This is a genomic window from Rhizobium aureum (genome assembly GCF_030182495.1).
Classification (GTDB): Bacteria; Pseudomonadota; Alphaproteobacteria; order Rhizobiales; family Rhizobiaceae; genus Rhizobium; species Rhizobium tropici_C.
In genome coordinates this window covers 86,032-112,861 of record NZ_JAQJCI010000015.1, presented here as the reverse complement: position 1 = coordinate 112,861, position 26,830 = coordinate 86,032, and the positions used below count along the sequence as shown (strand labels likewise).

The 26,830-nt window shown below is 61.7% G+C and carries 20 protein-coding genes; 12 read left to right on the top strand and 8 right to left on the bottom strand.

Annotated features, from left to right (window positions below; all coding sequences use genetic code 11):
- Positions 1-7: 7 nt before the first annotated feature.
- Positions 8-1,618 (bottom strand): phosphoenolpyruvate carboxykinase, encoded by a 1,611-nt coding sequence (locus PH552_RS26055; protein ID WP_113250785.1) that lies wholly within the window; start codon positions 1,616-1,618, stop codon positions 8-10.
- 351 nt (positions 1,619-1,969) lie between these two features.
- Between PH552_RS26055 and PH552_RS26050 the strand changes: the two genes are divergently transcribed.
- The 12 genes from PH552_RS26050 to trxA all read left to right on the top strand — a co-directional run bounded on the left by PH552_RS26050 (position 1,970) and on the right by trxA (position 19,721).
- On the top strand, positions 1,970-2,701 hold the full coding sequence (locus tag PH552_RS26050) for a response regulator transcription factor (protein WP_210209400.1): 732 nt from the start codon (positions 1,970-1,972) through the stop codon (positions 2,699-2,701).
- 84 nt (positions 2,702-2,785) lie between these two features.
- Positions 2,786-4,579 carry a sensor histidine kinase gene (locus tag PH552_RS26045; RefSeq protein ID WP_285166368.1) on the top strand — a complete coding sequence of 598 codons (1,794 nt, stop codon included), beginning with the start codon at positions 2,786-2,788 and terminating at the stop codon, positions 4,577-4,579.
- Between the two features lie 8 nt (positions 4,580-4,587).
- The gene (locus tag PH552_RS26040; protein ID WP_113250787.1) at positions 4,588-5,040 is read left to right on the top strand and encodes an HPr kinase/phosphorylase; all 453 of its coding nucleotides are present in this window, start codon (positions 4,588-4,590) and stop codon (positions 5,038-5,040) included.
- A 152-nt stretch (positions 5,041-5,192) separates the two neighbouring features.
- On the top strand, positions 5,193-5,594 hold the full coding sequence (locus PH552_RS26035) for a PTS sugar transporter subunit IIA (RefSeq protein WP_075853315.1): 402 nt from the start codon (positions 5,193-5,195) through the stop codon (positions 5,592-5,594).
- Positions 5,595-5,613: 19 nt separating this feature from the next.
- The gene (locus tag PH552_RS26030; RefSeq protein WP_112339910.1) at positions 5,614-5,889 is read left to right on the top strand and encodes an HPr family phosphocarrier protein; all 276 of its coding nucleotides are present in this window, start codon (positions 5,614-5,616) and stop codon (positions 5,887-5,889) included.
- Positions 5,890-6,069: 180 nt separating this feature from the next.
- Positions 6,070-7,470, top strand: a complete 1,401-nt coding sequence (gene ahcY / locus PH552_RS26025; RefSeq protein ID WP_113250788.1) for an adenosylhomocysteinase — start codon at positions 6,070-6,072, stop codon at positions 7,468-7,470.
- 206 nt (positions 7,471-7,676) lie between these two features.
- Positions 7,677-10,256, top strand: a complete 2,580-nt coding sequence (locus PH552_RS26020) for a PAS domain-containing sensor histidine kinase (protein WP_183765189.1) — start codon at positions 7,677-7,679, stop codon at positions 10,254-10,256.
- Positions 10,253-11,764, top strand: a complete 1,512-nt coding sequence (gene tsaE / locus PH552_RS26015; RefSeq protein ID WP_285166359.1) for a tRNA (adenosine(37)-N6)-threonylcarbamoyltransferase complex ATPase subunit type 1 TsaE — start codon at positions 10,253-10,255, stop codon at positions 11,762-11,764. The genes PH552_RS26020 and tsaE overlap by 4 nt, the downstream gene beginning before the upstream one ends.
- Before the next feature lie 74 nt (positions 11,765-11,838).
- The gene (locus PH552_RS26010; protein ID WP_113250854.1) at positions 11,839-12,570 is read left to right on the top strand and encodes a nucleotidyltransferase family protein; all 732 of its coding nucleotides are present in this window, start codon (positions 11,839-11,841) and stop codon (positions 12,568-12,570) included.
- A 4-nt stretch (positions 12,571-12,574) separates the two neighbouring features.
- The gene (addB, locus tag PH552_RS26005; protein ID WP_183765204.1) at positions 12,575-15,766 is read left to right on the top strand and encodes a double-strand break repair protein AddB; all 3,192 of its coding nucleotides are present in this window, start codon (positions 12,575-12,577) and stop codon (positions 15,764-15,766) included.
- Positions 15,759-19,325 (top strand): double-strand break repair helicase AddA, encoded by a 3,567-nt coding sequence (gene addA / locus PH552_RS26000; protein WP_285166358.1) that lies wholly within the window; start codon positions 15,759-15,761, stop codon positions 19,323-19,325. The genes addB and addA overlap by 8 nt, the downstream gene beginning before the upstream one ends.
- Positions 19,326-19,400: 75 nt before the next feature.
- On the top strand, positions 19,401-19,721 hold the full coding sequence (gene trxA, locus PH552_RS25995; protein ID WP_112339902.1) for a thioredoxin: 321 nt from the start codon (positions 19,401-19,403) through the stop codon (positions 19,719-19,721).
- A gap of 252 nt (positions 19,722-19,973) precedes the next feature.
- On the opposite strand, the gene PH552_RS25990 is transcribed toward trxA, so the two are convergent.
- The 7 genes from PH552_RS25990 to PH552_RS25960 form a co-directional block, all read right to left on the bottom strand.
- Positions 19,974-21,302 carry a bifunctional folylpolyglutamate synthase/dihydrofolate synthase gene (locus PH552_RS25990; protein WP_181592262.1) on the bottom strand — a complete coding sequence of 443 codons (1,329 nt, stop codon included), beginning with the start codon at positions 21,300-21,302 and terminating at the stop codon, positions 19,974-19,976.
- A gap of 56 nt (positions 21,303-21,358) precedes the next feature.
- The gene (accD, locus tag PH552_RS25985) at positions 21,359-22,270 is read right to left on the bottom strand and encodes an acetyl-CoA carboxylase, carboxyltransferase subunit beta (protein WP_113250793.1); all 912 of its coding nucleotides are present in this window, start codon (positions 22,268-22,270) and stop codon (positions 21,359-21,361) included.
- Between the two features lie 108 nt (positions 22,271-22,378).
- Complete coding sequence (gene trpA, locus PH552_RS25980; RefSeq protein ID WP_112339900.1) at positions 22,379-23,218, bottom strand: tryptophan synthase subunit alpha; 840 nt, start codon at positions 23,216-23,218, stop codon at positions 22,379-22,381.
- A 10-nt stretch (positions 23,219-23,228) separates the two neighbouring features.
- Entirely contained in the window at positions 23,229-24,443 is a 1,215-nt protein-coding gene (gene trpB / locus PH552_RS25975) for a tryptophan synthase subunit beta (protein ID WP_112339899.1), read from the bottom strand.
- A complete protein-coding gene (locus PH552_RS25970; protein ID WP_112339898.1) occupies positions 24,440-25,114 on the bottom strand; it encodes a phosphoribosylanthranilate isomerase in 675 nt (224 codons plus the stop codon). Before PH552_RS25970 ends, trpB begins: the two co-directional genes overlap by 4 nt.
- Before the next feature lie 291 nt (positions 25,115-25,405).
- Entirely contained in the window at positions 25,406-26,167 is a 762-nt protein-coding gene (locus PH552_RS25965) for a M48 family metallopeptidase (protein WP_112339897.1), read from the bottom strand.
- Between the two features lie 89 nt (positions 26,168-26,256).
- Entirely contained in the window at positions 26,257-26,694 is a 438-nt protein-coding gene (locus PH552_RS25960) for a DUF2852 domain-containing protein (protein WP_112339896.1), read from the bottom strand.
- Between the last annotated feature and the right edge of the window lie 136 nt (positions 26,695-26,830).

Genomic DNA, 26,830 nt, shown 5'->3' with positions numbered 1-26,830 from the left:
AGATTACTTACTCCGCTGCAACCGGGATCCCCGGAGCGGCATCACGGACGTTGCCGTCCACATGATCCTCGAACTTCGCGAAGTTGGTGACGAACATCTGCACCAGCTTGCTAGCCTGCGCATCATAGGCTTCGCCATCGGCCCAGGTGGAGCGCGGGTCGAGGATCGCGGTATCGACGCCGTCGACCGCGATCGGAACCGCAAAGCCGAAATTCGGATCGATGCGGAATTCGACATTGTCGAGATCGCCCTTCAGGGCGGCAGCGAGCAATGCACGGGTTGCCTTGATCGGCATGCGGCTTCCCTTGCCGTAGGCACCACCGGTCCAGCCGGTGTTGACCAGCCAGCAACGGGCGCCGTGGCGTGCGATCAGCTCCTTGAGAAGGTTGCCGTATTCGGCCGGATGGCGCGGCATGAAGGGAGCGCCGAAGCAGGTCGAGAAGGTCGCTTCCGGCTCGACGACGCCCTTCTCCGTACCGGCGACCTTGGCGGTGTAGCCGGATAGGAAGTGGTACATCGCCTGATCCGGCGTCAGTCTGGCGATCGGCGGCATGACGCCGAAAGCGTCTGCCGTCAGCATGATGATCGTCTCGGGATGACCGGTGATGCCGGATTCCGAAGCATTCGGGATGAAATGCAGCGGATAGGCGCTGCGGGTGTTTTCCGTCAGCGAACCGTCATCGAGATCCGGCCGGCCATGCTCGTCGAGCACGACATTTTCCAGGACGGTGCCGAAGCGGCGCGTCGTGGCGTAGATCTCCGGCTCGGCCTCGGGCGACAGGCGGATGGTCTTGGCGTAGCAGCCGCCTTCGAAATTGAAGATGCCGTTTTCGCCCCAGCCATGCTCGTCGTCACCGATGAGGGTGCGGGTCGGATCTGCCGAGAGTGTCGTCTTGCCCGTGCCCGACAGGCCGAAGAAGATCGCAGCATCGCCTTCGGGGCCAACATTGGCCGAGCAATGCATCGGCATGACGCCGCGTTCCGGCAGGAGGTAGTTCAGGACGGTGAAGACCGATTTCTTCATCTCGCCGGCATAGGAAGTGCCGCCGATGAGGACGATACCGTTGACGAGATCGCAGGCGATCACCGTTTCCGTGCGGCAGCCATGGCGCTCCGGATCGGCGCGGAAGCTCGGCAGGTCGATGATCGTCAGCTGCGGCACGAAGCTTTCCAGTGCCGCGCGATCGGGGCGGATCAGCAGATTACGGATGAACAGCGAGTGCCAGGCGAATTCGGTGATGACGCGCGTCGGCAAAGCATAGTCGACGTCGGCGCCGCCGATCAGATCTTGCACGAACAGGTCCTTGCCGCGGGCATGGGCCAGCATGTCCTCATGAAGCAACTCGAAATGCTCCGGCGACATCGGCTTGTTGTTATCCCACCAGATCTGGTCTTCCGTGGTGGCATTGCGCACCACGAACTTGTCCTTCGGAGAACGGCCGGTGTGCTGGCCGGTCAAGGCCCTGAGCGCGCCATCGGCGGTCAGATCGGCTTCGCGCCGGCGAATCGCTTCCTCATAAAGATGAGCTTCCATGAGGTTATAGCGAACACTGGCGGCGGCTCCCAGTCCGATCGATCCCAGTTCGGTTGCGGGATTGCGAACGCCGAATTGCTCCATCACTTTTTCCTCTACAAAGGGGCTTGGCCGTTAGAACTAACTAAAGCGTAGAGGGCTCTTTTTAAAAGCACAAGAGCCATAAGCGAGAAATATTTAATGATATCAGTTATTTAATCGATTTAAATAAATTTCCTCAATTTTAAATCGTTTGAATGAAGGGTGGGGGGACGTCACATCACACAACCTCAGCGCAAGGGTTTTTCCTCGCGACAATCCTCCCCTTTATCTTTGCCACAATTTGTTCCACCTTTATCCCCATAAGCGCGCCAGGTTACCGCCGACCGAGCTGGCAGACCGCCTGGGCTGGATTCCAAATCCGGGAGACGCGCACTGATGACGGAGACGAACACCATGTTGACAATCGCGCTCGTTGACGACGACCGCAATATCCTGACTTCCGTTTCGATTGCCTTGGAAGCAGAGGGATATAAGGTAGAGACCTACACGGACGGAGCTTCGGCGCTGGACGGGCTGCTGGCCCGGCCGCCTCAACTGGCGATCTTCGATATCAAGATGCCGCGCATGGACGGCATGGAGCTGTTGCGCCGACTGCGCCAGAAATCCGACCTGCCGGTGATCTTTCTCACCTCGAAGGACGAAGAGATCGATGAACTTTTCGGCCTGAAGATGGGCGCTGACGACTTCATCACCAAGCCGTTTTCGCAGCGCCTGCTGGTCGAACGCGTCAAGGCGGTGCTTCGCCGTGCCTCCGCCCGCGAAGCCGCAAATGCTGCCGGCGGCAATGCCGTTGCGAAGCCGGGGGCTGCCCAGCAGGCCCGTTCTCTGGAGCGCGGACAGCTCGTCATGGACCAGGAACGCCATACTTGCACCTGGAAGGGCGAGCCAGTGACGCTCACCGTCACCGAGTTTCTCATCCTCCATTCCCTTGCCCAGCGCCCGGGCGTGGTCAAGAGCCGCGACGCGCTGATGGATGCGGCCTATGACGAGCAGGTCTACGTCGACGACCGTACGATCGATAGCCACATCAAGCGGCTACGCAAGAAATTCAAGATGGTCGACCTCGATTTTGATATGATCGAGACGCTGTATGGCGTCGGCTACCGTTTCCGCGAAGCTGCATAAGAGTTAACTAGACCATACGGCGGACGATGGAATAATGGCATGCGGACGGGATCGCCGATCCCGTTCTTCGAAAGGGCCGTTGGCTTGGCGCAGCTGGTGCAGGACAGAGAGATAGACGACTCGGAAAGCCCGAGCGGCGCTCGAATCGCGCGCCGGCGCTGGACCCATCCCTTCGTTCTGATCCGCCGCATCTTCGGCAATGCCGTCTTTTCGAGCCTGACGCGGCGCATCCTGTTTTTCAATCTAGCGGCGTTGGTCGTCCTCGTCGGCGGCATTCTCTACCTCAACCAGTTCCGCGAAGGCCTGATCGATGCCCGCGTTGAGAGCCTGCTGACGCAGGGCGAGATCATCGCCGGCGCCGTCTCGGCTTCGGCATCGGTCGACACCAACTCCATCACCATCGATCCGCAGAAGCTGCTGGAACTGCAGGCAGGCCAGAGCATCACGCCGATTCCGAACGACGAGGATCTGGAATTCCCGATCGATCCGGAGAAAGTGGCGCCGGTGCTGACGCGGTTGATCTCTCCGACGCGCACCCGCGCCCGCATCTTCGATGCCGATGCCAACCTGCTGCTCGACAGCCGCCATCTTTATTCGCGCGGCCAGGTGCTGCGCTACGACCTGCCGCCGGTCGACGACGAGAAGCAGAGCTGGTCCGACTGGTTCAGCGGCTTGCTCAACAAGATGCTGCAGCCGGGCAACCTGCCCGTATATAAGGAAGCGCCTGGTGGCGACGGTTCCATCTATCCGGAAGTCATGAACGCGCTGACGGGCGTGCGCGGCGCTGTTGTCCGCACCACGGAGAAAGGCGAGCTGATCGTTTCGGTCGCTGTGCCGATCCAGCGCTTCCGCGCCGTGCTCGGCGTGCTGCTGCTGTCGACCCAGGCCGGCGATATCGACAAGATCGTCCATGCCGAGCGCCTGGCGATTATGCGCGTCTTCGGCGTCGCGACGCTGGTCAACGTCGTGCTGTCGCTGCTTTTATCCTCCACTATCGCCAATCCGCTGCGCAGGCTTTCGGCGGCTGCCATCCGCGTGCGCCGCGGCGGGGCGAAGGAGCGCGAGGAGATTCCGGATTTCTCAGCCCGCCAGGACGAAATCGGCAATCTGTCGATCGCGCTACGCGACATGACCTCGGCACTCTATGACCGTATCGATGCGATCGAGAGTTTTGCCGCCGATGTCAGCCATGAGCTCAAGAACCCGCTGACATCGCTGCGCAGCGCCGTTGAGACACTGCCGCTCGCCAAGAGCGACGATTCCAAGAAGCGGCTGATGGATGTGATCCAGCATGACGTTCGCCGCCTTGATCGCCTGATCAGCGATATCTCCGATGCATCGCGCCTCGATGCCGAGCTTGCACGTTCGGATGCCAAGTCGCTCGATCTGGAAGTATTGCTGCGCGACATGATCGAGATTTCCAGACAGGTCGGCCACAGCAAGAAAGCTGTCGAGATCGACTATATCGTCGACCGCAAACCGGGCAACAGGGCGAACTTCTCCATCGACGGTCACGACCTGCGCATCGGCCAGATCGTCACCAATCTCATTGAAAATGCGCGATCCTTCGTCCCCGCGGAAACCGGCAAGATCACCGTGCGGCTGACGCGGACGCGGACGCGCTGCGTCATCTATATCGAAGACAATGGTCCCGGTATTCAGGCCGAAAATATCGACCGCATCTTCGAACGCTTCTACACCGACCGGCCCGAATCCGAAGGTTTCGGGCAGAATTCCGGCCTCGGTCTCTCGATCAGCCGGCAGATTGCCGAGGCGCATGGTGGGTCGCTGCGCGCCGAGAACATCGTCGACAGCGACGGCTCGACGCTGCTTGGCGCCCGCTTCATCCTCTCGCTGCCCGCCCAGACGACGGCGTGAGCGCTCGCATGGCCGGCGAAGCGACCAATATCCACGCCACTGCAATCGTCATCGGTACGACCGGGCTTCTGTTTCTCGGCCCCTCGGGCAGCGGCAAATCCACCCTTGCCTTCTCATGCCTGACGGCAGCCAGGCCGCTCGGGCTTGCCGCGAGCCTGATCGCAGACGACCGAGTGCTGATCACAGAACAGAATGGCTCCGTTCTCGCGAAATGCCCGCCCTCGATCGCGGGGCTCATGGAAATCCGCTACACCGGTATCGTTCGGATGCCTTATATTTCCGAGGGCGAAATGCACTTTGCCATCCGCCCGGTCGACCCGGAATCGGCGGAAAGGCTGCCACCGGAGGACGAGCAGGTCGATATTAGCGACTCCATCCGGTTGCCCTTGATCCGCCTAGCCGCAACCTCCGCGAATCCCCTGGCCATAATAATGGCGAAAATCGGCGCGAGTTTTGGCTAATCGGCCATTTAGGCCCGTACAGGCACGCAGATCCTATATTTTAAGCTTGCACTTCGCCTTTTCATCGCCAAGATGTCCCCCCACCGGTGGACGACATTGCTGCATTGCGATATGGGCCACCTGTTTGCGTATGCCATGGGAGCAGTAATATCATGATTGGACTTGTGCTTGTCACTCATGGCAAGCTGGCTGAAGAGTTTCGGCATGCTGTCGAGCATGTCGTTGGTCCGCAGAAGTTCATAGAGACGGTATGCATTGGTCCCGAAGACGACATGGACAAGCGGCGGCAGGACATTCTGCAGGCTGTCGTCGGCGCGGATGACGGGCATGGCGTCATTATCCTCACCGATATGTTCGGGGGCACTCCTTCCAATCTCGCAATCTCCGTCATGAATAGCGGCCACACCGAGGTCATCGCTGGCGTCAATCTGCCGATGCTGATCAAGCTTGCGGGCGTGCGCGGCGACAACAACATGGAAAGGGCCTTGGTGGAAGCTTCGGAGGCCGGGCGCAAATACATCAACGTGGCCAGCCGTGTGCTCAGTGGCAAATAACGAGGCAGACACCGCCCCCATGACCGAACTTTCCCGGGAACTCCTGATCGTCAACAAGCGGGGCTTGCACGCCCGTGCCTCGGCAAAATTCGTGCAGACCGTCGAAGCCTACGACGCCGCCATCACCGTTTCGAAAGACGGCACGACGGTCGGCGGCACCTCGATCATGGGCCTGATGATGCTGGCGGCCAGCCCCGGCTGCAGCGTGCTGGTGACGGCAAGCGGCAATCAGGCCGCCGAAGCGCTCGAAGCGCTTGACCAGCTGGTTGCCAACAAGTTCGGCGAGGAAATCTAGGGCGCTTGCCTGCAATCCCAACTGGATATAAAGACATAAAGACTTCTTTATATCATCATTGATTTCCAACCTGAAGCCTGCTACACGGCATCATCCACACGCTGTCAGCGTGCAATTCTTGTTGCATTCGGCCGAGGCGTTGCCCACGGCACGATTGCATCGTTCAGGCTGGAGATCTTCATGAGCACTGAAAAGGACTACCTCGTCGCGGATATCGGCCTTGCCGACTATGGTCGCAAGGAAATCGCAATCGCCGAGACCGAAATGCCCGGCCTGATGGCCTGCCGCGCCGAATTCGGCGAAGCGCAGCCGCTGAAAGGCGCGCGGATCACCGGCTCGCTGCACATGACGATCCAGACGGCCGTTCTCATCGAGACACTGGTGGCCCTCGGCGCTCAGGTGCGCTGGGCATCGTGCAACATCTTCTCCACGCAGGACCATGCCGCCGCGGCCATCGCCGCTTCCGGCGTCCCGGTCTTCGCCGTCAAGGGCGAGAGCCTGGAGGACTACTGGACCTATACCGACAAGATCTTCCAGTGGGCCGATGGCGGCCTCTCCAACATGATCCTCGACGACGGCGGCGACGCCACGATGTACATCCTGCTCGGCGCTCGTGCCGAAGCCGGCGAGGACGTGCTCTCCCATCCGCATTCGGAAGAAGAGGAAATCCTCTTCGCACAGATCAAGAAGCGCCTGCAGGCAACGCCGGGCTGGTTCACCAAGCAGCGTGACGCCATCAAGGGCGTGACCGAGGAAACCACCACCGGCGTCAACCGCCTCTACCAGCTCAGCCAGAAGGGCCTGTTGCCCTTCCCGGCGATCAACGTCAACGACAGCGTCACCAAGTCGAAGTTCGACAACAAGTACGGCTGCAAGGAATCGCTGGTCGACGGTATCCGCCGCGCCACCGACGTGATGATGGCCGGCAAGGTCGCCGTCGTCTGCGGCTATGGCGACGTCGGCAAGGGTTCTGCCGCTTCGCTCTCCGGCGCCGGCGCCCGCGTCAAGGTCACGGAAGTCGACCCGATCTGCGCCCTGCAGGCCGCCATGGACGGCTACGAAGTCGTTCAGCTCGAGGACGTCGTTTCCTCGGCCGACATCTTCATCACCACGACAGGCAACAAGGACGTCATCCGCATCGACCATATGCGCGCGATGAAGGACATGGCGATCGTCGGCAATATCGGCCACTTCGACAACGAGATCCAGGTTGCCGCGCTGCGGAACCTCAAGTGGACGAACATCAAGCCGCAGGTCGACATGGTCGAGTTCGCCAAGGGCAACCGCATCATCCTGCTGTCGGAAGGCCGCCTCTTGAACCTCGGCAACGCCACCGGCCACCCTTCCTTCGTCATGTCGGCCTCCTTCACCAACCAGACGCTGGCTCAGATCGAGCTCTTCACCAAGCCCGGCCAGTACAAGAACGAAGTCTACGTGCTGCCGAAGCACCTCGATGAAAAGGTCGCTCGCCTGCATCTTGCCAAGCTCGGCGTCAAACTGACGGAGCTTTCCGAAGAGCAGGCTTCGTATATCGGCGTGACGCCGAAGGGGCCATTCAAGTCCGACCACTACAGATACTGATTATAAAAAACAGTATCCACAACATCTTGTGGCCCTGGCATTGACAAAGTGCCGGGGCTTATTTTTTAGCCAGCTCCCTTCCCGCCGATTTCCTTAGGCAGTATTGTTTTTACACTTGATTCGTGACGAACCGGGCCCGCCCGGAGCCATGAAAATGGGATGTCTTGTCAGGATGCGGCACATTATAGGACGGAGACAGACCTCTTATGTTTGAAGGGGAAGACAACCTGCATCAACCAGCGCTACACCGAGTGGCGGCGCGGTTGCAGCGGGGTAGTTCATATCGGCTTTCGGCAAGAACGAAGCAGGGCAAAGGTCGGCTGGCGCGCCTGAGCCGCTTGCTGCGGCTCAGCGTTTTCGGCGGCCTCATAGCCGGTCTGGCAGGTCCCGTTCTCGCGCAGAGCAACAGCGCCGCGCAGGCGAGCATGCGTCTCTTCACCTCATCCGAAATGGCCGTCTTCTCCGTCATCATCGGCGTCATTTCCGCCGCGCTCCTCTCGACCATGTGGATGGTCCGACAGCGCGGCAACATGGAAAGCGAAAGCCGCGAGATCCGGACGGCCCTTTCGGACGCAAACCAGCGCATTTCGCAATATCAGGCGCTGATTGCCGACAAGAACCGCCGCATCGTCATCTGGGACGGCCCGAACGCGCGGCCCGAACTGCTCGGCCAGCTTCCAGTCGAGACCGGCGCGCCGCAGGACAACGAATTCCTCGCCTTTGGCCGCTGGCTGAAATCATGGTCGGCCGGCGAACTCGACAAGGCGATCGACAAGCTGCGCGGCAGCGGCCAGAGCTTCGACATGGTGGTCGAAACCAACCGCGACGAGATCCTGGAGGCACAGGGCCGCATTTCCGGCGGGCGCGCCTTCGTCCGCTTCATCGCGCTCAACAATCTGCGTGCCGAACTCGCCGAGCTGAAGATCGAGCGCGACCGGCTGATGACCTCGATTTCCACCTTCCAGAGCCTGCTCGATGCCATCGACCTGCCGGTGTGGCAACGCGATACCGAAGGCAAGCTCACCTGGGTCAACCAGGCCTATAGCGAAGCGGTGGAAGCGGTTTCCGCAGAAGAGGCACTCCGCGAGGGGCGCGAATTCCTGACGACGGTGGCCCGCGAACGCATTCGTGCGGCGGCCACGCCGGAATCGCCCTTCCACGACAAGATCTCCACTGTCGTGCACGGCAACCGCACCTTCTTCGATGTCGTCGATGTCAGGGCTCCGAACGGATCGGCTGGTATCGCCATCGACGTGTCCGAGGCGGAATCCGTTCGCGCGGAGCTCGCGCGCACGCTGAAGAGCCACGCCGAAACGCTCGACCATCTGGCGACGCCGGTTGCGATTTTCGACGGCGAGCGGCGGCTGCAATTCTACAATCAGGCTTTCGTCCAGCTTTGGGAGCTCGACATAGCATTTCTGGAAAAGCGGCCCGACAATAGCGAGCTTCTGGACCGGCTGCGCAGCGCCAAGAAGCTGCCCGAGCAGCTGAACTGGAAGACATGGAAGGACGACGTCCTTTCGGTCTATCGCGCACTCGATACACAGGCCGATCTCTGGCACCTACCCAACGGCCAGATTCTCCGGGTCTTCGCCACGGCGCATCCGCAGGGTGGCGCCACCTGGGTATTCGAGAACCTGACCGAGCAGGTCGATCTCGAAACGCGTTACAACACGCTGGTCAAGGTTCAGGGCGAAACCATCGACCACCTTTCCGAAGGCGTCGCCGTTTTCGGCCCCGATGGCCGCATCCGACTGTCGAACCCGGCATTCCGCATCCTCTGGAACATCACCGAGGCACAGGCAAAGCCCGGAACGCATATCCAGGCTCTGGCGGAGGCGTGCGCGCCTTCCTACGACCGGACGGACGGCTGGAAGCGGTTTGCCGAGCAGATCACCAGCTTCGACGACGAGCGGCCTTCATCGCAGGGCACACTCGAGCTTTACTCCAATCTCGTGCTCGACTACGCCGTCATTCCATTGCCGAATGCGCAGACCATGCTGACCTTCGTCAACAAGACCGACAGCGTGCGCGCCGAGCGCGCCCTGACCGAGAAGAACGAGGCGCTGCTCAAGGCCGACGAGCTGAAGAACGATTTCGTCCAGCACGTCTCCTACGAGCTACGTTCACCGCTGACCAACATCATCGGCTTCACTGACCTCCTGAAGACGCCGGGCATCGGCGCATTGAACGAGCGGCAGGCCGAATATATCGACCATATCTCGACCTCGTCTTCCGTACTGCTGACGCTGGTCAACGACATTCTCGACCTCGCGACGGTCGATGCCGGCATTATGCGGCTGAACTATTCCGAGATCGTGCTCAACGATCTGCTCGATGAAGTATCGATGCAGATCGCCGACCGGCTGCAGGAAAGCGGCGTGATGCTTGAGATCACCGTGCCTGCCCATCTCGGCTCCATCGTCGCCGACCAGCAGCGGCTGAAGCAGATCCTGCTGAAGCTCCTGACCAATGCCGCCAATTTCGCGCCCGAGGGGTCGACGATCTCGCTTAAATGCGGACGCGAGGGCATGGATTTCGTCTTCTCGGTCTCAGACAGAGGTCCCGGCATTCCGGAAGAGCTGCTTCACACGGTCTTCAACCGCTTCGCCTCCGGCGGCAAGGGCGGCAAGCGCAGCGGTGCAGGCCTTGGCCTTTCCATCGTCGAAAGCTTCGTCAGCCTGCATGAGGGCGAGGTTTCCATCGAAAGCCAGGCCGGCAAGGGGACGATGGTGACCTGCCGGATCCCTTCGGCTGAGTTGCCCCATTCCGTCGCAGCAGAATGACAGCCTCCGGCAGCAGCATTTCCCTCTTCCTCGCAGATGATACGGCCACAGCCCAGCTCGGCGAAGATCTGGCACTGGCCTTGAAGGCCGGTGACTGTCTGGCACTGTCGGGCGATCTTGGCGCGGGCAAATCCTCGCTCGCACGCGCGCTGCTGCGAGCCATGGCGGACGATGCCGAACTGGATGTGCCGAGCCCGACCTTCACGCTGGTGCAATTCTATGAGTTGCGCATCCCGGTCTCGCATTTCGACCTCTATCGCCTCGGCGATCCGAGCGAATTGACGGAGCTCGGCTTTGACGAGGCCCTGCAGACCGGTATCTGCCTCGTCGAATGGCCGGAAATGGCCGACGGAGAACTGCCGAATGAGCGCGTGGACCTCAAGCTCATGCATGAGGGCGAAGGGCGGCGCGCCGCAATCACGGCACCGGCCAAACAGATGGCGCGCATCGAGCGCGTGCTAGCCATCCGCACCTTTCTCGATTCGCATGGCTATCGCAGTGCTCATAGGCGCTTCCTCACGGGCGATGCCTCGCTGCGTGCCTATGAGTCCATCTATCCCAAGGACGGTGGCGGCCGCGTGATCCTGATGGATTGGCCACGCCTGCCGGAAGGGCCGGCCGTGCTCGACGGCAAGCCTTATCCGAAGGTCGCGCATCTGGCCTGGGATGCCTATCCTTTCGTTGCGGTCGCCAATATCCTGCGCGAGAACGGTTTCGCTGCGCCGGAAATCTTCGCCGCCGACTACGACCAGGGCATTCTTCTGATCGAGGACCTCGGCACCGGCGGCGTGCTCGACGCCGAGGGAAAGCCTATTGCCGAACGCTATCGTGCCAGCGTCGCCTGCCTTGCGCATCTGCACGGCCTTTCGATTCCCCGCGATATTCCAGTCACGCCCGATCACCTCCATCACATTCCGGATTTCGACCGGACCGCGATGAAGATGGAAGCGCGGCTGTTGCTCGACTGGCATCTGCCCTGGAAGCGGGGCGCGCCGGCAAGCGACGAGGAACGGGCCGACTATCTGACGATCTGGGACAAGTTGATAGATCAGCTCGATGACGCGGAAACGAACCTGCTGCTGCGCGACATGCATTCGCCGAATATCATCTGGCGGGCGCATGAACAGGGCATAAAGCGTATCGGCCTCATCGATTTCCAGGACGCGATGATCGGGCCGACCTCCTATGACGTCGCTTCGCTGGTGCAGGATGCGCGGGTGACGATCGAGCGCGATCTGCATGACCAGCTGATGGCGGACTATCTCGCACTTCGCCATGCCCAGGGCGGCTTCGACGAGGCTAAATTCCTGAAGAGCTGGGCGATCATGTCGGCGCAGCGCAATTGTAAGCTCGCCGGCCTCTGGGTGCGGCTCTTGCAGCGTGACGGCAAGCCCGGATATCTGAAGCATATGCCGCGCACGCTCGCCTACCTCGCCATCGCCTTCGAGCACGAAGCGCTCGCGCCTCTGCGCGAATGGTGCGAGAAAGCTGGGATCGGCCGGGCATAAGAGCCAGAGACCGGCGACGGCTTTCCTCCCCTGTGCTAAGGAAAACGGATAGCGAATCGAAAGTTCGAGGCGAGATGACCATCAAGCAAGCCATGGTATTGGCCGCAGGGCTTGGAACCCGCATGCGGCCGATCACCGACACCATCCCGAAGCCGCTGGTGAAGATCGCCGGCAAGGCGATGATCGATTATACGCTGGATGCATTGGTGCAGGCAGGTGTCGAGCGGGCTGTCGTCAATGTCCATCACCATGCCGACCAGATGGAGGCGCATCTGCGCAGCTATCGCGGCCTTGAAATCCTGATTTCCGACGAACGGGACGCGCTGCTGAACAATGGCGGCGGCCTCGTCAAAGGCCTGAAACTTCTGAGCCGCGATCTGGTGTTCGTCATGAACGCCGATCTGTTCTGGATCGGCGAGAAGCCAGGCCATCCGACCAATCTCGAAAAGTTAGCCGGATTCTATGACGACCAGCGCATGGACATGGCTATGCTCTGCGTCGAACTGGAACGGACCACAGGCCATAACGGCAAGAATGACTTCGCCATGGCGCAAGACGGAAGGCTCGCCCGCTACCGCGATGTCGGACGCGATGGCGTCGTTTATGCCGGTGCAATCGCGATGAACCCCTCCTTCCTCGATGACGCGCCTGATGATGCCTTCAACGTCAATATCTACTTCGACAAGGCCATTGAGCGCGGCCGGCTCTACGGTACCATGATGGATGGTCACTGGTTGACTGTCGGTACGCCGGAGGCGATCGGCGAGGCGGAGGAAGCGATCCGGACGTTCCGGGCGTTTGCGTGAGCCTATGACGGGCGGGCACCGGCAGCGCATCCTGACGATTCCGGCGGGCCTGCCCTTCCTGAAGACCCTTGCGTCCGCTCTCTGCGACGGGCGGTTGACCGAACATTTCCGCCATGATCCGAGCGACCCGCTGTCGCTCGCCAAGGTCAGCATCTTCCTGCCGACGCGGCGCGCGGCGCGCGTACTGCGGTCGGAATTCGTCGATCTGCTCGGCGGCCGTTCCGCCATTCTGCCCGTCATCCGCCCGCTCGGCGAAACCGATGACGACAGCGGCTATTTCGAAGAAGCCCTGCCGGAAACGGCCGACCTGGCACAGCCGCTTGCCAATACGGCGCGGCTCTTGGAACTGGCGCGGCTGATTCTTGCATGGCGCAACAAACTGCCGCAGATCGTGCGCGACATTCACTCCGACTCGCCGCTGGTGGCGCCTGCAAGCCCGGCGGATGCCATATGGCTCGCCCGCAATCTCGCCGAGCTCATCGATTCGCTTGAGACTGAGGATCGTGAATGGAGCGAGCTTGCCAGCCTCAACGCAGAGGATCATGCGCTCTGGTGGCAGCTGACGGCGGAATTCCTGGCGATTGCCAGCGCCTTCTGGCCGGCGCGCCTCGAAGAGCTCGGCAAATCGTCGCCCGCCCGCAACCGCAATGCCATCCTGCGTGCCGAAGCGCAGCGGATCTCCACCATGCGGCACCCCGGGCCTGTCATCGTTGCAGGCTCGACCGGCTCGGTGCCGGCAACGGCGGAGCTGATCGCGGCCGTCGCGGCCCTGCCGCAAGGCGTGATCGTGCTGCCCGGCGTCGATCTTGCGATGCCGGAAGAGGATTGGCAGCTGGTGGCGCCCGAAACATCGATCGGCGAAAGGGCAGACCCGACGACGCGCAGCCATCCGCAATATGGTCTTTCCCTGCTCCTGAAGCGGTTGCGCGTCACCCGACGCGATGTCGAACCTGTCGCGGATGCGGCTGATACCATGCAGATGCGGGCCCAGATCCTGTCGCGCGCCCTGGCGCCGGCCAAGGCGACGAGCGGCTGGGGAAGCTGGCGCAAGACGCTCGCTTCCGATGCGATCCCGGATGCATTCGCCGATGTGGCGCTGATAGAAGCGGCTAATGAGCGCGAGGAGGCGACCGCGATCGCCATCGCCTTGCGGCTGGCGTTGGACAAGCCGGGGCGCAACGGCGGTGAAAGCCAGGCGGCCTTGATCACGCCCGACCGCAATCTCGCCCGACGCGTGACGGCCGAGCTTGCCCGTTTCGGCATCACCGCCGACGATTCGGCCGGCACGCCGCTGAACGCAACGCCACAGGGCACGTTGCTGCAATTGCTACTGGAAGCATCCCTTCGACCCGGCGATCCCGTTGCCGTCGTCTCACTGCTCAAACATCCCCTCGCTTTGTTCGGCCTGCCAGCAGAAATACACCAGCCGGGCATCGATGCGCTGGAGATCCTCGCGCTCAGGGGCGGCGTCGACAACATCGACATCGGCAGGCTGGAAGCCCTGCTCGACGACCGCGTGGCAGAACAGGCAAATGACCGCCATGCGCCGCAATGGCGCAAAGCGCTGCCGGCCGAGGCCATCGAGCATGCGCGGGCGCTAGCCCAGCGAGTGACGGCGGCCTGCGAACCGCTGGTATCGGCGCTGTCCCTGCCCGCGTCAGAGAGCCTCCTAACACTTTCGGATTGGGCCGAGCGTACGGGCCGTGCCCTTGAAGCTGCAGCCGTCGACGAGCGCGGCAGCCTGGCAGGCCTCTGGTCTGGCGAGGCGGGAGATACGCTTGCCAGCCTGCTTCGGGATGTTATCGAGACCGAAGGTCAGCTTGAAGCCGATGGCGTGCAGTGGATCGACATCATGGCTGCGCTCGGTGTGGGACAGGCGGTGAAGCCGCGGGCGCTCAGCCATCCCCGTCTCTTCATCTTCGGCACGCTGGAAGCGCGCTTGCAGAGCGTCGATACGCTGATCCTTGGAGGGTTGAACGAGGGTTCCTGGCCGGGGCAAACGGCAAACAATCCCTTCATTTCGCGCAGCATGAAAACCGAGATCGGACTGGAGCCACCCGAGCGCCGCATCGGCCAGCTGGCGCACGATTTCGAAATGGCGAACGGAACGCGCGACCTGATCTATTCCCGCGCGCTGCGACAGGGCTCGACGCCGACGGTCGCATCCCGCTGGCTGCAGCGGCTGATCGCACTCGGCGGCAAGGAGCTGGAAGAGGCCATGAAGGCGCGCGGCGACCAGTATCGCCATTGGGCAGCGATGATCGATGACGGCGAAAACCAGGCGCCGGCGCTGCGCCCGGCTCCGAAGCCGCCTGCAGAATTGCAGCCGAAGAGCTATTCCTTTAGCGAAGTGGGCCGGCTGCGACGAGATCCCTATGCGATCTATGCCCGGCGCGTGCTGCGGCTCGATCCGGTCGATCCGTTCAACCGCGATCCCGGCCCGGCTGAGCGGGGCACACTCTACCATAAGATCATCGATCGCTTCGTCCGCGAAGGGCATGTGGCTGGCACGCCCGATGCGGCACTGGCGATGGATCACATCATCGCGGAGCTTTTCGATGCCGAAAAGCTGCCCGTCCATATCGACAGCGTCTGGCGACCACGTTTCCGCGAGGTAGCGCGCGCCTTCCTCGATTGGGAAGCGGAACGGCGGCCGGTGGTTCGCAAAACTGCGACGGAAGTGCCTGCCGGCGTCGAGATCGAGCCTATCGGCATTCGTCTCACAGGCGTTGCCGACCGCATCGATATCAAGAGCGACAAGGGCGCCGATCTCATCGATTACAAGACCGGCTACAATCCCTCGCCGCCGCAAGCGCGCGCGCTGCTCGATCCGCAGCTGGCACTGGAAGCCTATGCGCTGAAGGCAGGCGCCTTCCGCAATATCGGCGCACTGATCCCCGAGAACCTGCTTTATGTGCGGCTGCGGCCCGGCGATCGTTTCAAGGTCGACCAGGTCAACAACGAGCATTCCAGCCGCGGCGGCAAGACGGAAACGAAGTCGGCTATGGATCTCGCGCAGGAATCGATGGACCAGCTGGTGAAATTCGTCTCGCTGCTGCAATCGGGCGAGAAAGGCTTTTCCTCGCGGCTGATCCCGGCGCAGCAGTTCGAATATGGCGGTGACTACGATCATCTCGCCCGCGTTTCGGAATGGTCGACGGCCGAGACCGAGCAGGAAGGCGGCGGCGATGAGTGACTTTCCCGCCGACGATATCGCCATCCTGCCCGAGAGCGACGATCCCGGCGTCTGGATCAGCTGGACGACCATCCAGCAGTCCATCGCCTCCGATCCCGAACGCTCAGCCTGGGTTTCGGCCAATGCCGGCTCCGGAAAGACGCACGTGCTGACGCAGCGCGTCATCCGTCTGCTTCTTTCCGGCGCGCGGCCCTCGGCGATCCTCTGCCTCACCTATACGAAGGCCGCGGCCTCCGAAATGTCGAACCGTGTCTTCGACCGGCTCGCGGCCTGGGCGACGATGCCTGACGAAGAATTGAAGAAACGTATCGCCGATATCGAGGGCAACGAGCCGGATCTCTTCAAGCTTGCCGAGGCGCGGCGGCTCTTTGCCAAGGCGCTGGAAACGCCGGGTGGACTGAAGATCCAGACCATCCATGCCTTCTGCGAAGCCATGCTGCATCAGTTCCCGCTCGAGGCAAACGTCGCCGGGCATTTCTCCGTTCTCGACGATCGAGCGGCCGAGGTCCTGCTTGATGATGCCCGCCGTGCGCTGCTGACGGCAACGACACCGCATGGCGATGCCGAACTGGCGCGAGCGTTCGACTATGTACTCGATCTCGGCGACGAGTCCGGGCTCGAGACCCTGCTCGGCGATATCGTTGCCAATCGCAATGCGATCCGTCGTTTCACGGAAGCGGCCGAACGCAAAGGTGGCATCGAGGCCGCGTTGCTTGCCCGGCTCGGCCTCACGCCCGGAGAGACAGAAACGGGCATTGCCGAGCAGTATTGGCCGTTGCCCGATCTGTCCGGCGCAACACTGGAGCTTTATCTCACGCTCGCCGACCAGAAGGGCGGTGCCAAGGCTCAGGAAGTTGCTTATGCGCTGCGCCTCGCCAAACGCGAGGCAGATCCGCTTGCCCGCGCCGAGATCCTCGAGAAGGCCATGCTGACCGCCAAGGGCGAACCGAAATCGGACAGCCAGTTCTTCGTCAAGGCAATGCTCGCCGATGCGCCTGCCCTCGCCGATGCCGTGGCTGCGGCGCGCGCCCATGTCGTTGCCAGCCGCGACCGGCTGAAGCTGATGCGGATGTATCGGGCCACCCATGCTGCGCTCATTCTCGCCGATCGTCTGAATCGCGACTATGAGGAGCTGAAGAAGCGGCGCAGCCAGCTCGATTTCGAAGACCTTATCACCCGCACGGCCGACCTTCTGACCAAGAAGGATGTCGGGCCGTGGATCCACTACAAGCTAGATCAGGGCATCGATCACATTCTCGTCGACGAGGCGCAGGATACGAGCCCGATCCAGTGGAGCGTCATCCAGTCGCTGGCGGAGGATTTCTTCTCCGGTGACAGCGCCCGGCCGACGCTGCGCACGATCTTTGCCGTGGGTGACGAGAAGCAATCGATCTATTCGTTCCAGGGTGCCCGTCCCGAACGATTTTCGGAGGAGAGCGACCGCACAAGGCGGCGCGTGGCGGCGAGCGGCCAGCAATTCTCGTCGATCCGCCTGCCCCTCTCCTTCCGCTCGACGGCCGATGTGCTCGGCGCCGTCGATCATGTCTTCACCAGTGCGGAGAATGCCCGGGGGCTTAGCGCCGTCAACGAGCCTGTCGTGCACCGCTCCAGCCGCATCGGCCACCCCGGCGCCGTTGACCTCTGGGAGATAATCGCGCCAGAGCCGGCCGCCAAGGAAGAGGACTGGACGGCACCTTTCGATTCGACGCCGGAAAGCGCACCCGCGGCCATTCTGGCACGACGGATGGCACATACGATCGGCAATCTCGTCGGGCGGGAAACAATTATCGAGAAGGGCAAGGCCCGTTTTATCGAGGCCGGCGACATTCTGGTGCTGGTGCGCAAGCGCGACAGCTTCGTCAACGCGCTGACCCGCGCCCTGAAGCGGCGCGGCAACATTCCCGTCGCCGGTGCCGACCGTCTTGTCTTGACCAGCCATATCGCCATTCAGGATCTTCTGGCGCTCGGCCGCTTTCTGTTGCTGCCGGAGGACGATCTCTCGCTGTGTGCGCTCCTGAAAAGCCCATTGTTCGATCTGAGCGAGGAAGATGTCTTTGCCGTTGCCGCCTATCGCGATGACGAGGAAAGCGTCTGGAGCCATCTGCAGAGATTTGCAACCGACGGCCACGACCGCTTCAGCCAGGTGGTCGAACGGCTGAAGACTTTCCTTGCCTTCTCGAAGAGCCTGCCCGTGCACGATTTCTATGCGCGCGTGCTCGGCAGCTTCGGCGGCAGACGGAAGTTTCTGGCACGGCTCGGCACGGAGGTCAGCGATATCCTCGACGAATTCCTGACCTTCACGCTCGATCACGAGACGAGCGGCCTGCCCGGCCTGCAATCCTTCATCTCGACGCTGGAGTTGGAAGCGCCGACGGTCAAGCGCGAGCAGGACAAGGGCCGCAACGAAGTGCGAATCATGACGGTGCATGCCTCGAAGGGGCTGGAAGCGCCGATCGTCTTTCTCGTCGATGGCGGCGGCAAGGCCTTCACCCACACACATCTGCCGAAGTTGCGGCTGATCGAAACCAGAGGAGATGAGATCCCGCTGCCGGTCTGGGTACCGGTCTCGGCGCTCGCCAATTCGCTGACGCAGGCCGATACGGCGCGGCTGCAGGCGCTGGCGGAGGAGGAATATCGCCGACTGCTCTATGTCGGCATGACCCGCGCCGCCGACCGGCTGATCATTTGCGGCTACCGTGGCGTCCGCGAGAATGCCGATACCTGGCATGCGATGATTTCAACCGCCCTGCGTGGCGATGAGCTGCACTGCACGCAGAAGACTTTCACCGGCCCTGATGGCGATTGGCAAGGCTTGAGCTGGCGGGTTGCCCAGGTCCAGCTCGAATTCGAGACCGCTAAGGGGCATGAGAAGCGCTCCGAACGCGCTGGCCTGCCTGGCAGCCTCCACCGGCCCCTACCACCGCAAAGAAGCCTGCCGCGGCCTCTCAGCCCCTCCGGCGTCGGCACCGTCATCGATGAGGAAGCCGACGATCTGTTGGTGACTTCGGCGCTTTTCGGCGAGAAGGCGAAATCCGACCGCGCCCTGCAGAAAGGCCGCTTCATTCACCGGATGCTGCAGACCTTGCCCGAGATCGCGCCCGAGGAGCGCGCCGATGCCGCCCGCCGCTATGCCGAACGGGCCGCGCGCTTCTGGCCGCAGGCCGAGCGCGAGGCACTGGTAAAATCTGTCATGGCGCTGCTGTCGCATCCGGATCTGCAGGGCACGTTCAGCACCCATGCGCAGGCCGAAGTATCGATCATGGGCACGCTAAAGCTCGGCAGTCAGTCCTATGCCGTCTCTGGCCGTATCGACCGACTCGCGGTGCTCGACGACCGTGTCGTCATTCTCGACTACAAGACGAATCGCGTGCCGCCTGACGAGGAAAACGCCATTCCCTTCGCGCATAAGGCACAGCTTGCCATCTATCGCGAGATCCTTGCGCCGCTTTACTCCGGAAAGCGCATCGACTGCATGCTGGTCTATACCGAAAATGCCTCGATCTACATGCTGTCGGACGGGGCGCTTGCATTGGCGCTTGCGGAGCTCGAGACAAAGTGAAATACCACATATTGACATATGGGCACCGCACCATCACATATCTTGCAACCCGCAAATCCTGGTAAGGAGCAGCCTATGGCTACCGTTAAAGTCGATACCTCCAACTTCGCCACTGAAGTGCTGCAGTCTGCAGAGCCTGTTGTCGTTGATTTCTGGGCCGAATGGTGTGGCCCGTGCAAGATGATCGCCCCGGCTCTGGAAGAACTCGCCGTGCAGTTCGAAGGCAAGGTCAAGGTTGCCAAGCTTAACATCGACGAGAACCCGGAACTGGCCGCCCAGTTTGGCGTTCGCTCGATCCCGACGCTCGCCATGTTCAAGGCCGGCGAAGTTGCCGACATCAAGGTTGGCGCCGCCCCCAAGACAGCCCTGCAGAGCTGGATTTCCAGCGCATCCTGATCCGTATCGATCGCATGGAACAAGAGCCCCGCTTCGGCGGGGTTTTTTGTTGGTGCGGAGAGAGCGAGCCATCCTCGCCCTTCGAGGCTTCGCACCTCAGGGTAAGGATGGGGCAGGCTGGTCGCCGTGGCAAAGCACAGGCAACGAAGAAATGAGCCCGGAGCGGCTGGGCGCAAAGGTTAGCCCTCATGCTGAGGAGGCCCCCAGGCCGTCTCGAAGCACGAGGGCGGGTGGTTGACCACCCGACGAAAATCACCGCGGCGGCGTGCCGTTGTCCGCAAGCACATCGCCGACCAGATAAAGCGAACCGCCGATCAGAATGCGCGGCGCTGACGAGTTCGGCACTGCGACGGCCTTGATGGCATCCAGCGCCTCGACGACATCAGACATGGGCTCGCCTATGAGGCCGGCATCATAGGCGGCATTGGCCAGGATGACCGGATCGATCATCGCTTCACTGCCGCGGATCGGCACGCAATAGACCTTCTCCGCAAGGCCAGCAAAGGCCTTGAAGTATCCGACTGGATCCTTGGTATTGATCATGCCGATGATCAGGAACAGAGGTCGCGGCTGACGTTCCTCGAAATTGGCCATGGCCTCCGCGATGACTTCGCCGGCGCCGGGATTGTGGCCGCCATCGACCCAGATTTCCGCACGCTCGGGGGCATGCGGTAGCAACTCGCCATCCGTCAGCCGCTGCAGGCGTCCCGGCCACTCGACCGATGTCATCGCTTTTTCCATCATCGCTTCGGTGACGACGAAACCGGCGGCCTTGACCGCCCGTATGGCGGCAGCGGCATTGCCATATTGATGACGGCCCGGCAGGCGCGGCAGCGGCAGATCGGCCAGACCGAACTCGTCCTGATAGACCAGCTTGCCATATTCCTCATGGGCGGAAAAATCCTGACCGAACACGGCCGTCGGGCAGCGAAGCCGCTCGGCCGTCGAGATCAGCACATCGAGCGCGGCATCATAGTCCTGATGGCCGATGACGACCGGATGGCCGGCTTTGAGGATGCCCGCTTTCTCGGCCGCGATCAGCTCGACGCGATCGCCGAGGTAGGGCTGATGATCGAGCGAAATCGGCATGATGACCGAGACGGCGGGATCGGAAATGACATTGGTGGCATCGAAGCGACCGCCGAGACCGACCTCGATGACGGCAACATCGGCCGGATGCTCGGCAAAGAGGAGAAAGGTCGCGGCTGTCAGGATTTCGAAAACGGTGATCTTCTGCCCGTCATTGGCCTTGGCGATACGCCTCAGCACATCGGCGAACACGGTATCGTCGACAAGCCTGCCGCGGCCGCCCTTGACGCCGATGCGGTAGCGCTCGTGCCAGTTGACGAGATGGGGCGAGGTATGGACATGAACGCTATAGCCGCCGGCTTCGAGCAGCGCGCGGCAAAAGGCCGTCACCGAGCCCTTGCCGTTGGTGCCGGCAACATGGATCACCGGCGGCAATTTCTGGTGGGGATTTCCGAGGACTTCGAGCAGCCTTGTTATTCTCTCCAGAGAAAGATCAAAGCCCTTGGGGTGCAACCCCATGAGCTTCTCTATCTCGCGTGCTGCCTCGCTCATTGCGGACTGATCCATAGACGTCATCCCGCACCTCCGCCCGTCGGCAATCGATGATGTCAGGCGCTCGCTGCTATCGCCAGTGCCGCGCCATTCTTGCTCTTGACCGATACGTCGTTTGCCGGCGCCTTGGTCAGGATCCTCAGAAGCGTCGCCAAAGTGTCCGGAATGTCGTGACGCTTGACGACCATGTCCACCATGCCGTGCTCCAGCAGGTATTCCGAGGTCTGGAAGCCCTCGGGAAGCTTTTCCCGCAGCGTTTGCTCGATCACGCGCTTGCCGGCAAAGCCGATTTCGGCGCCGGGTTCGGCGAGATGGATATCGCCGAGCATGGCGTAGGAAGCCGTGACGCCACCGGTCGTCGGATTGGTCAGAACCACGACATAGGGTTGGCCCGATTCCTTCAGCAAATCGACGGCAACGGTCGTGCGCGGCAACTGCATCAGCGACAGGATGCCCTCCTGCATGCGGGCGCCGCCCGAAGCCGGGAACATCACGACGGGGCATTTTTCGGCAATCGCGCGCTCGAAAGCCTTTACGATGGCTTCACCTGCTGCCATGCCGAGCGAACCGCCGATGAAGTTGAACTCATGCACGATGGCGACGAGCTTCAAGCCGCGAACCTTGCCGAGGCCGGAGAGGATCGTATCTTCCTGCTCGGTCTTCAGGCGGCTATCCTTGAGGCGATCGGTGTATTTCTTCGAGTCGCGGAACTTCAGCGGGTCCTGCGCGACCTTCGGCTGCGGCAGGGCTTCGTATTCGCCGTTGTCGAAGAGATCGGCAAGACGTGCCTTGGCCGGCATCTTCATATGGAAGCCGGATGCGGGGATAACCCACTTGTTCTCTTCCAGATCCTTGTGGAAGACCATTTCGCCGGTTTCCGGACATTTGATCCAGAGATTCTCCGGAACCTCGCGGCGGCCCAGCATGGAATTGATCCGCGGGCGGACGTAGTTCGTGATCCAGTTCAATTCGAAACTCCTAATCGACCGAATTAATCGATAGCTCAGTCGTCACCAAATGCCCATAGGCCTTTTCCTCAATCCGCAGCGGATTGCCGAAGGGCCTATATGGGGAAACTATTCGGCGGCAACAAGGCGGGCGGAACGAGTGCCTGTCGACAGACCGCGCACCAGGGTGGCCACGGCCTGGATGGTATCGGCCGTTGCCTTGCCGTCCTTGGTGAGACTGGTGGCGATCTGGTTGACGATCGCGGTGCCGACAACGACGCCATCGGCGGCAGCGCCGATCAGCTTGGCGTGCTCGGCCGTCTTGACACCGAAGCCGACGCAGACCGGCAGGTCCGTGTGCTGCTTGATGCGCGTGACGGCGCCGGAAACCAGCGACGGATCCGGTAGAGCCGAACCGGTGATGCCATTCATCGAGACATAGTAGACGAAACCGGTCGTGTTCTTCAGAACCGCCGGCAGGCGCTTATCGTCGGTGGTCGGTGTTGCGAGGCGAATGAAGTTGATGCCCTTGCGGATCGCCGGAATGCAGAGCTCGTCATCCATTTCCGGCGGCAGGTCGACCACAATCAGGCCGTCGATCCCAGCGGCAAGCGCGTCATCGAGGAACTTCTCGACGCCGTAAATATAGATCGGATTGTAATAGCCCATCATCACGATCGGCGTATCGGCATCGACTTTACGGAAATCGGCGGCGAGCTGCAGCGTCTTCTTCAGCGTCTGTCCGGCCTTCAGGGCGCGCTGGCCGGCAAGCTGGATCGCCGGGCCGTCAGCCATGGGGTCGGAAAAGGGCATGCCGAGTTCGATGACGTCGGCGCCGGCTTCCGGCAACGCCTTCATGATGCCGAGCGAGGTCTCGTAGTCGGGATCGCCGCCCATGAAATAGGTGACGAGTGCCGGGCGGCCTTCTGCCTTCAAAGCGGCGAAGCGTTTGTCCATACGTGCGGTCATGGCGTCTAACTCACATTCCCAGAATCTTGCCGACGGTGAAGATGTCCTTGTCACCACGGCCGGAGAGGTTCATCAGGATGATCTGGTCCTTGCCCATCTTCGGGGCGCGCTTGATCACTTCGGCGAGCGCATGGCTCGGCTCGAGCGCCGGAATGATGCCTTCGAGGCGCGTCAGCATCTGGAAGGCTTCGAGCGCCTCATGGTCCATGATCGGCACATATTCGGCGCGGCCGATATCGTTCAGCCAGGAATGTTCCGGGCCGATGCCGGGATAGTCGAGACCAGCCGAAATCGAATGACCTTCTTTGATCTGGCCGTCGCCATCCTGCAGCAGATAGGTGCGGTTGCCATGCAGCACGCCGGGCGAGCCGGCAGTGATCGAGGCGCAATGCTCATCGCCCTGCAAACCCTTGCCGCCTGCTTCGACGCCGACGATCTTGACGCCCTCGTCATCGAGGAAGGGATGGAAGATGCCGATGGCATTCGAGCCGCCGCCGACGGCCGCGATGACCAGATCCGGCAGGCGGCCTTCGGCTTCCAGGATCTGCGCGCGGGCTTCGGTGCCGATCACGGCCTGGAAATCGCGAACCATTTCCGGATAGGGGTGCGGGCCGGCGGCCGTGCCGATCAGGTAATAGGTGTCTTCGACATTGGTAACCCAATCACGAAGGGCTTCGTTCATGGCGTCCTTCAGCGTGCCGCTGCCGGCCGTTACCGGAATGACCTCGGCGCCCAAGAGCTTCATGCGGAAGACGTTCGGCGCCTGGCGCTCGACATCGGTCGCGCCCATGTAGACGACGCAGGGCAGGCCGAAGCGGGCGGCAACGGTCGCCGATGCCACGCCATGCTGGCCGGCGCCGGTTTCGGCAATGATGCGGGTCTTGCCCATGCGCTTGGCGAGTAGGATCTGACCGATGCAGTTGTTGATCTTGTGCGAACCGGTGTGGTTCAGCTCCTCACGCTTGAAATAGATCTTGGCGCCGCCAAGCTCGGCCGTCAGGCGCTCGGCGAAATAAAGCGGGCTCGGGCGGCCGATATAATGGGCGCCGAGAGCCTTCAGCTCCGCCTGGAAGGCCGGATCGTCCTTCGCTTTCGCCCATTCCTCCTGCAGATCCAGGATCAGCGGCATAAGCGTTTCGGCTACGAAACGGCCGCCGTAAATGCCGAAACGGCCGTCCTCGTCGGGGCCGGAGCGGAAGGAATTGGGTTTAGGCGTCTGGTTCACTTTCTACTCCCTGCTGCCGGTTCCGGCAGACATGCTTCTGCAAAAGCGTCGAAAAACTGGTCGATCTTGCCAAGATCCTTCACACCTGGCGCACTTTCCAGCGCGGAGGAAAGATCGATACCGCTGGCCCTGGTGGAGGCTAGCGCCTCGGCGACATTGTCCTTGTTGACACCGCCCGACAGCATATAGTCCACGCGATCGTCGACCCAGTTCATCAGGCTCCAATCGAAGGACACGCCGTTTCCACCCGGCAGCTCCGAACCAACAGGCGGCTTGGCGTCGAACAGGAAGCGGTCGGCGATGCCGATATAGGATTCCACCCGCTTCAGATCGTCAGCATCGCGCACCGACATGGCCTTCATGACGGGGACATTATAGACCGCTTTGATGGTCAAGACACGTTCGGGGCTCTCATTGCCGTGGAGCTGCAGCATATCCGGCTTCACTAGCGACATGATCTCGTCGAGATCGTCATTCGACGGATTGACCGTAACGGCAACGACCTTCGCCTTGCCGCGTGCGCGCTCGGCAAGCTCACCGGCGAGATCCGGCTCGATATAGCGCGGGCTCTTTTCAAAGAAGATAAAGCCGATATGGGTGGCGCCGCGCTCAAGAGCACGATCCACCGCTTCCGGCGTCTTCAGACCACAAATTTTGATATCGGGGTTCATGGCAGCGGAGTGACACGAAATTTCGCAAGAGTCGAGCCTAAAGGCGACGTTAGCGGGATTTTTGCGGTGTTCCAGAGCCATCGCATATGAAATAGAAAGTGCCCCTCACCCCGGCTCTCTCCCCGTTTTGACGGGCAGAGGGGGACGACAGCGCCAAATCCTTCGCTCCGTCCTGAGCTTGTCGAGAGGCGGGGAGAGGTGGACTCGAACAGTTGAGCGAAGCGAACTGTGAGAGGACGGATGAGGGTCCAACCTGCCTATATGCGAATGCCTTGCGCGCCATTATGCAGTTCAATCAAAATCAATCGCGTGCAGCTGGCTGCCATGGCGTTTCAGCCAGGCTTTGGCCTCGTCCATGTCGGGGCAAAGCTTGCGGCAGAGGGCCCAGAAGCGCGGGCCGTGGTTCATTTCGCGCAAATGCGCGACTTCATGGGCGGCGAGGTAATCGATGACCAAAGGCGGCGCCATGACGATGCGCCAGGAGAAGCTCAGGTTCCCTTGCGAGGAGCAGGAGCCCCAGCGGCTGCGGGTATCCTTCATGGTGATGGACGTGACGCTGGCGCGGATGGCCCTGGCGTGGACAGCCACAAGCTTTTCGAGATCGGCGCGAGCCTCCTTCTTCAGGAAAGTGGCGATGCGGCGGCCGGCATGTTCCGGCAGGCCGCTGACGCGCAGCACCGGAACGCCCTCGACGACGATGGCTTCGGTGAGGCCGCGCAGGGTTCCGGTATGCTCGATCCGGTGGCGCACGCCGCGCAGAAGGATTTCGCTGCCGCTGCGCAGACTCGTGTCGACGGAGAATTTTGCAAGCTTCGTCAGCAGCCAGCCCTGGTGCCGGTCGAGGAAGGCATTGACCTCGCGTGCCGCCAACCCACGTGGAATGGTCATCTTCAGCGACCTGCCGCCGGGCTCGATCCGGAGCGTAATGCGCGTGGCCCGCTCGTGCTGACGGATTGTCAGCGGCATCAGCCGGCCGGCGACATCGAGCGTGCGCGTTTCCGGCGCGGCCAGCTTGGCTTGCGATTTGCGGGATCTGGAGAGCAGCGGAAACATGAGACAATTTTATATGATTCGCAGGGATTTCTGGCAAAGAAAAACCGGCATCGTTTGATGCCGGTTTTGACCTCGCGACGGAACTTCCGTCACGGCGTCTGGAATTCGGTCGGCGAACCGCCATTGTCATTGCGCTTGACGCTGTTGCGCTCGCGCATGAAACGGTCGAACTCCTCCTGATCCTTGGCACGGCGCAGCTCGCGGACATAGGTGTCGAACTCGGCGCGCATCTCGTCGAGCTTGCGGCGCTCCTCTTCGAGGCGCTCGAGTTCAGCCTTGCGCCAGTCGTCGAAGGCGACGTTGCCGGTGGAGAAGGAATGACGGTGACGGCCGCGATGACGGCCGCAGCCGGCAAACATGCCATCGGTCCTTTCGTTCACGTCGCGTTTGAATTCCCGCAAACGTTCTCCGAAGAGAATATAGGCGAGCATGGCAAAGCCCAGCGGCCAGAAGACCACGAAGCCAAGCACCATCAAGGCAATAGTAGCCGGAGTCCAATCCGGGCGAAGCAATGCAGATTGGTTCATTGTCAGGTATCCTCGCACGGCGCATCGCCCCTCGACCGACAGCGATCGATGGAAAGGCTTCTGCGCGGTTTTTAAAGCTCTACCTGCATCTCAGCGCGTTCCAAGGACGCGCGGCGCGGTAAACGGCCCGATCATC

What these genes read in the sequence shown, in the direction of transcription:
- PH552_RS26020 (WP_183765189.1), top strand. Translation starts at nt 7,677, where the DNA reads ATGTTTGAAGGGGAAGACAACCTGCATCAACCAGCGCTACACCGAGTG.
- PH552_RS25970 (WP_112339898.1), bottom strand. Translation starts at nt 25,114, where the DNA reads ATGAACCCCGATATCAAAATTTGTGGTCTGAAGACGCCGGAAGCGGTG.
- trxA (WP_112339902.1), top strand. Translation starts at nt 19,401, where the DNA reads ATGGCTACCGTTAAAGTCGATACCTCCAACTTCGCCACTGAAGTGCTG.
- PH552_RS26040 (WP_113250787.1), top strand. Translation starts at nt 4,588, where the DNA reads ATGGCCGGCGAAGCGACCAATATCCACGCCACTGCAATCGTCATCGGT.
- PH552_RS25990 (WP_181592262.1), bottom strand. Translation starts at nt 21,302, where the DNA reads ATGAGCGAGGCAGCACGCGAGATAGAGAAGCTCATGGGGTTGCACCCC.
- addA (WP_285166358.1), top strand. Translation starts at nt 15,759, where the DNA reads ATGAGTGACTTTCCCGCCGACGATATCGCCATCCTGCCCGAGAGCGAC.
- PH552_RS26035 (WP_075853315.1), top strand. Translation starts at nt 5,193, where the DNA reads ATGATTGGACTTGTGCTTGTCACTCATGGCAAGCTGGCTGAAGAGTTT.
- PH552_RS26050 (WP_210209400.1), top strand. Translation starts at nt 1,970, where the DNA reads ATGTTGACAATCGCGCTCGTTGACGACGACCGCAATATCCTGACTTCC.
- PH552_RS26030 (WP_112339910.1), top strand. Translation starts at nt 5,614, where the DNA reads ATGACCGAACTTTCCCGGGAACTCCTGATCGTCAACAAGCGGGGCTTG.
- PH552_RS26010 (WP_113250854.1), top strand. Translation starts at nt 11,839, where the DNA reads ATGACCATCAAGCAAGCCATGGTATTGGCCGCAGGGCTTGGAACCCGC.
- PH552_RS25965 (WP_112339897.1), bottom strand. Translation starts at nt 26,167, where the DNA reads ATGTTTCCGCTGCTCTCCAGATCCCGCAAATCGCAAGCCAAGCTGGCC.
- PH552_RS26055 (WP_113250785.1), bottom strand. Translation starts at nt 1,618, where the DNA reads ATGGAGCAATTCGGCGTTCGCAATCCCGCAACCGAACTGGGATCGATC.
- addB (WP_183765204.1), top strand. Translation starts at nt 12,575, where the DNA reads ATGACGGGCGGGCACCGGCAGCGCATCCTGACGATTCCGGCGGGCCTG.
- ahcY (WP_113250788.1), top strand. Translation starts at nt 6,070, where the DNA reads ATGAGCACTGAAAAGGACTACCTCGTCGCGGATATCGGCCTTGCCGAC.
- trpA (WP_112339900.1), bottom strand. Translation starts at nt 23,218, where the DNA reads ATGACCGCACGTATGGACAAACGCTTCGCCGCTTTGAAGGCAGAAGGC.
- tsaE (WP_285166359.1), top strand. Translation starts at nt 10,253, where the DNA reads ATGACAGCCTCCGGCAGCAGCATTTCCCTCTTCCTCGCAGATGATACG.
- PH552_RS25960 (WP_112339896.1), bottom strand. Translation starts at nt 26,694, where the DNA reads ATGAACCAATCTGCATTGCTTCGCCCGGATTGGACTCCGGCTACTATT.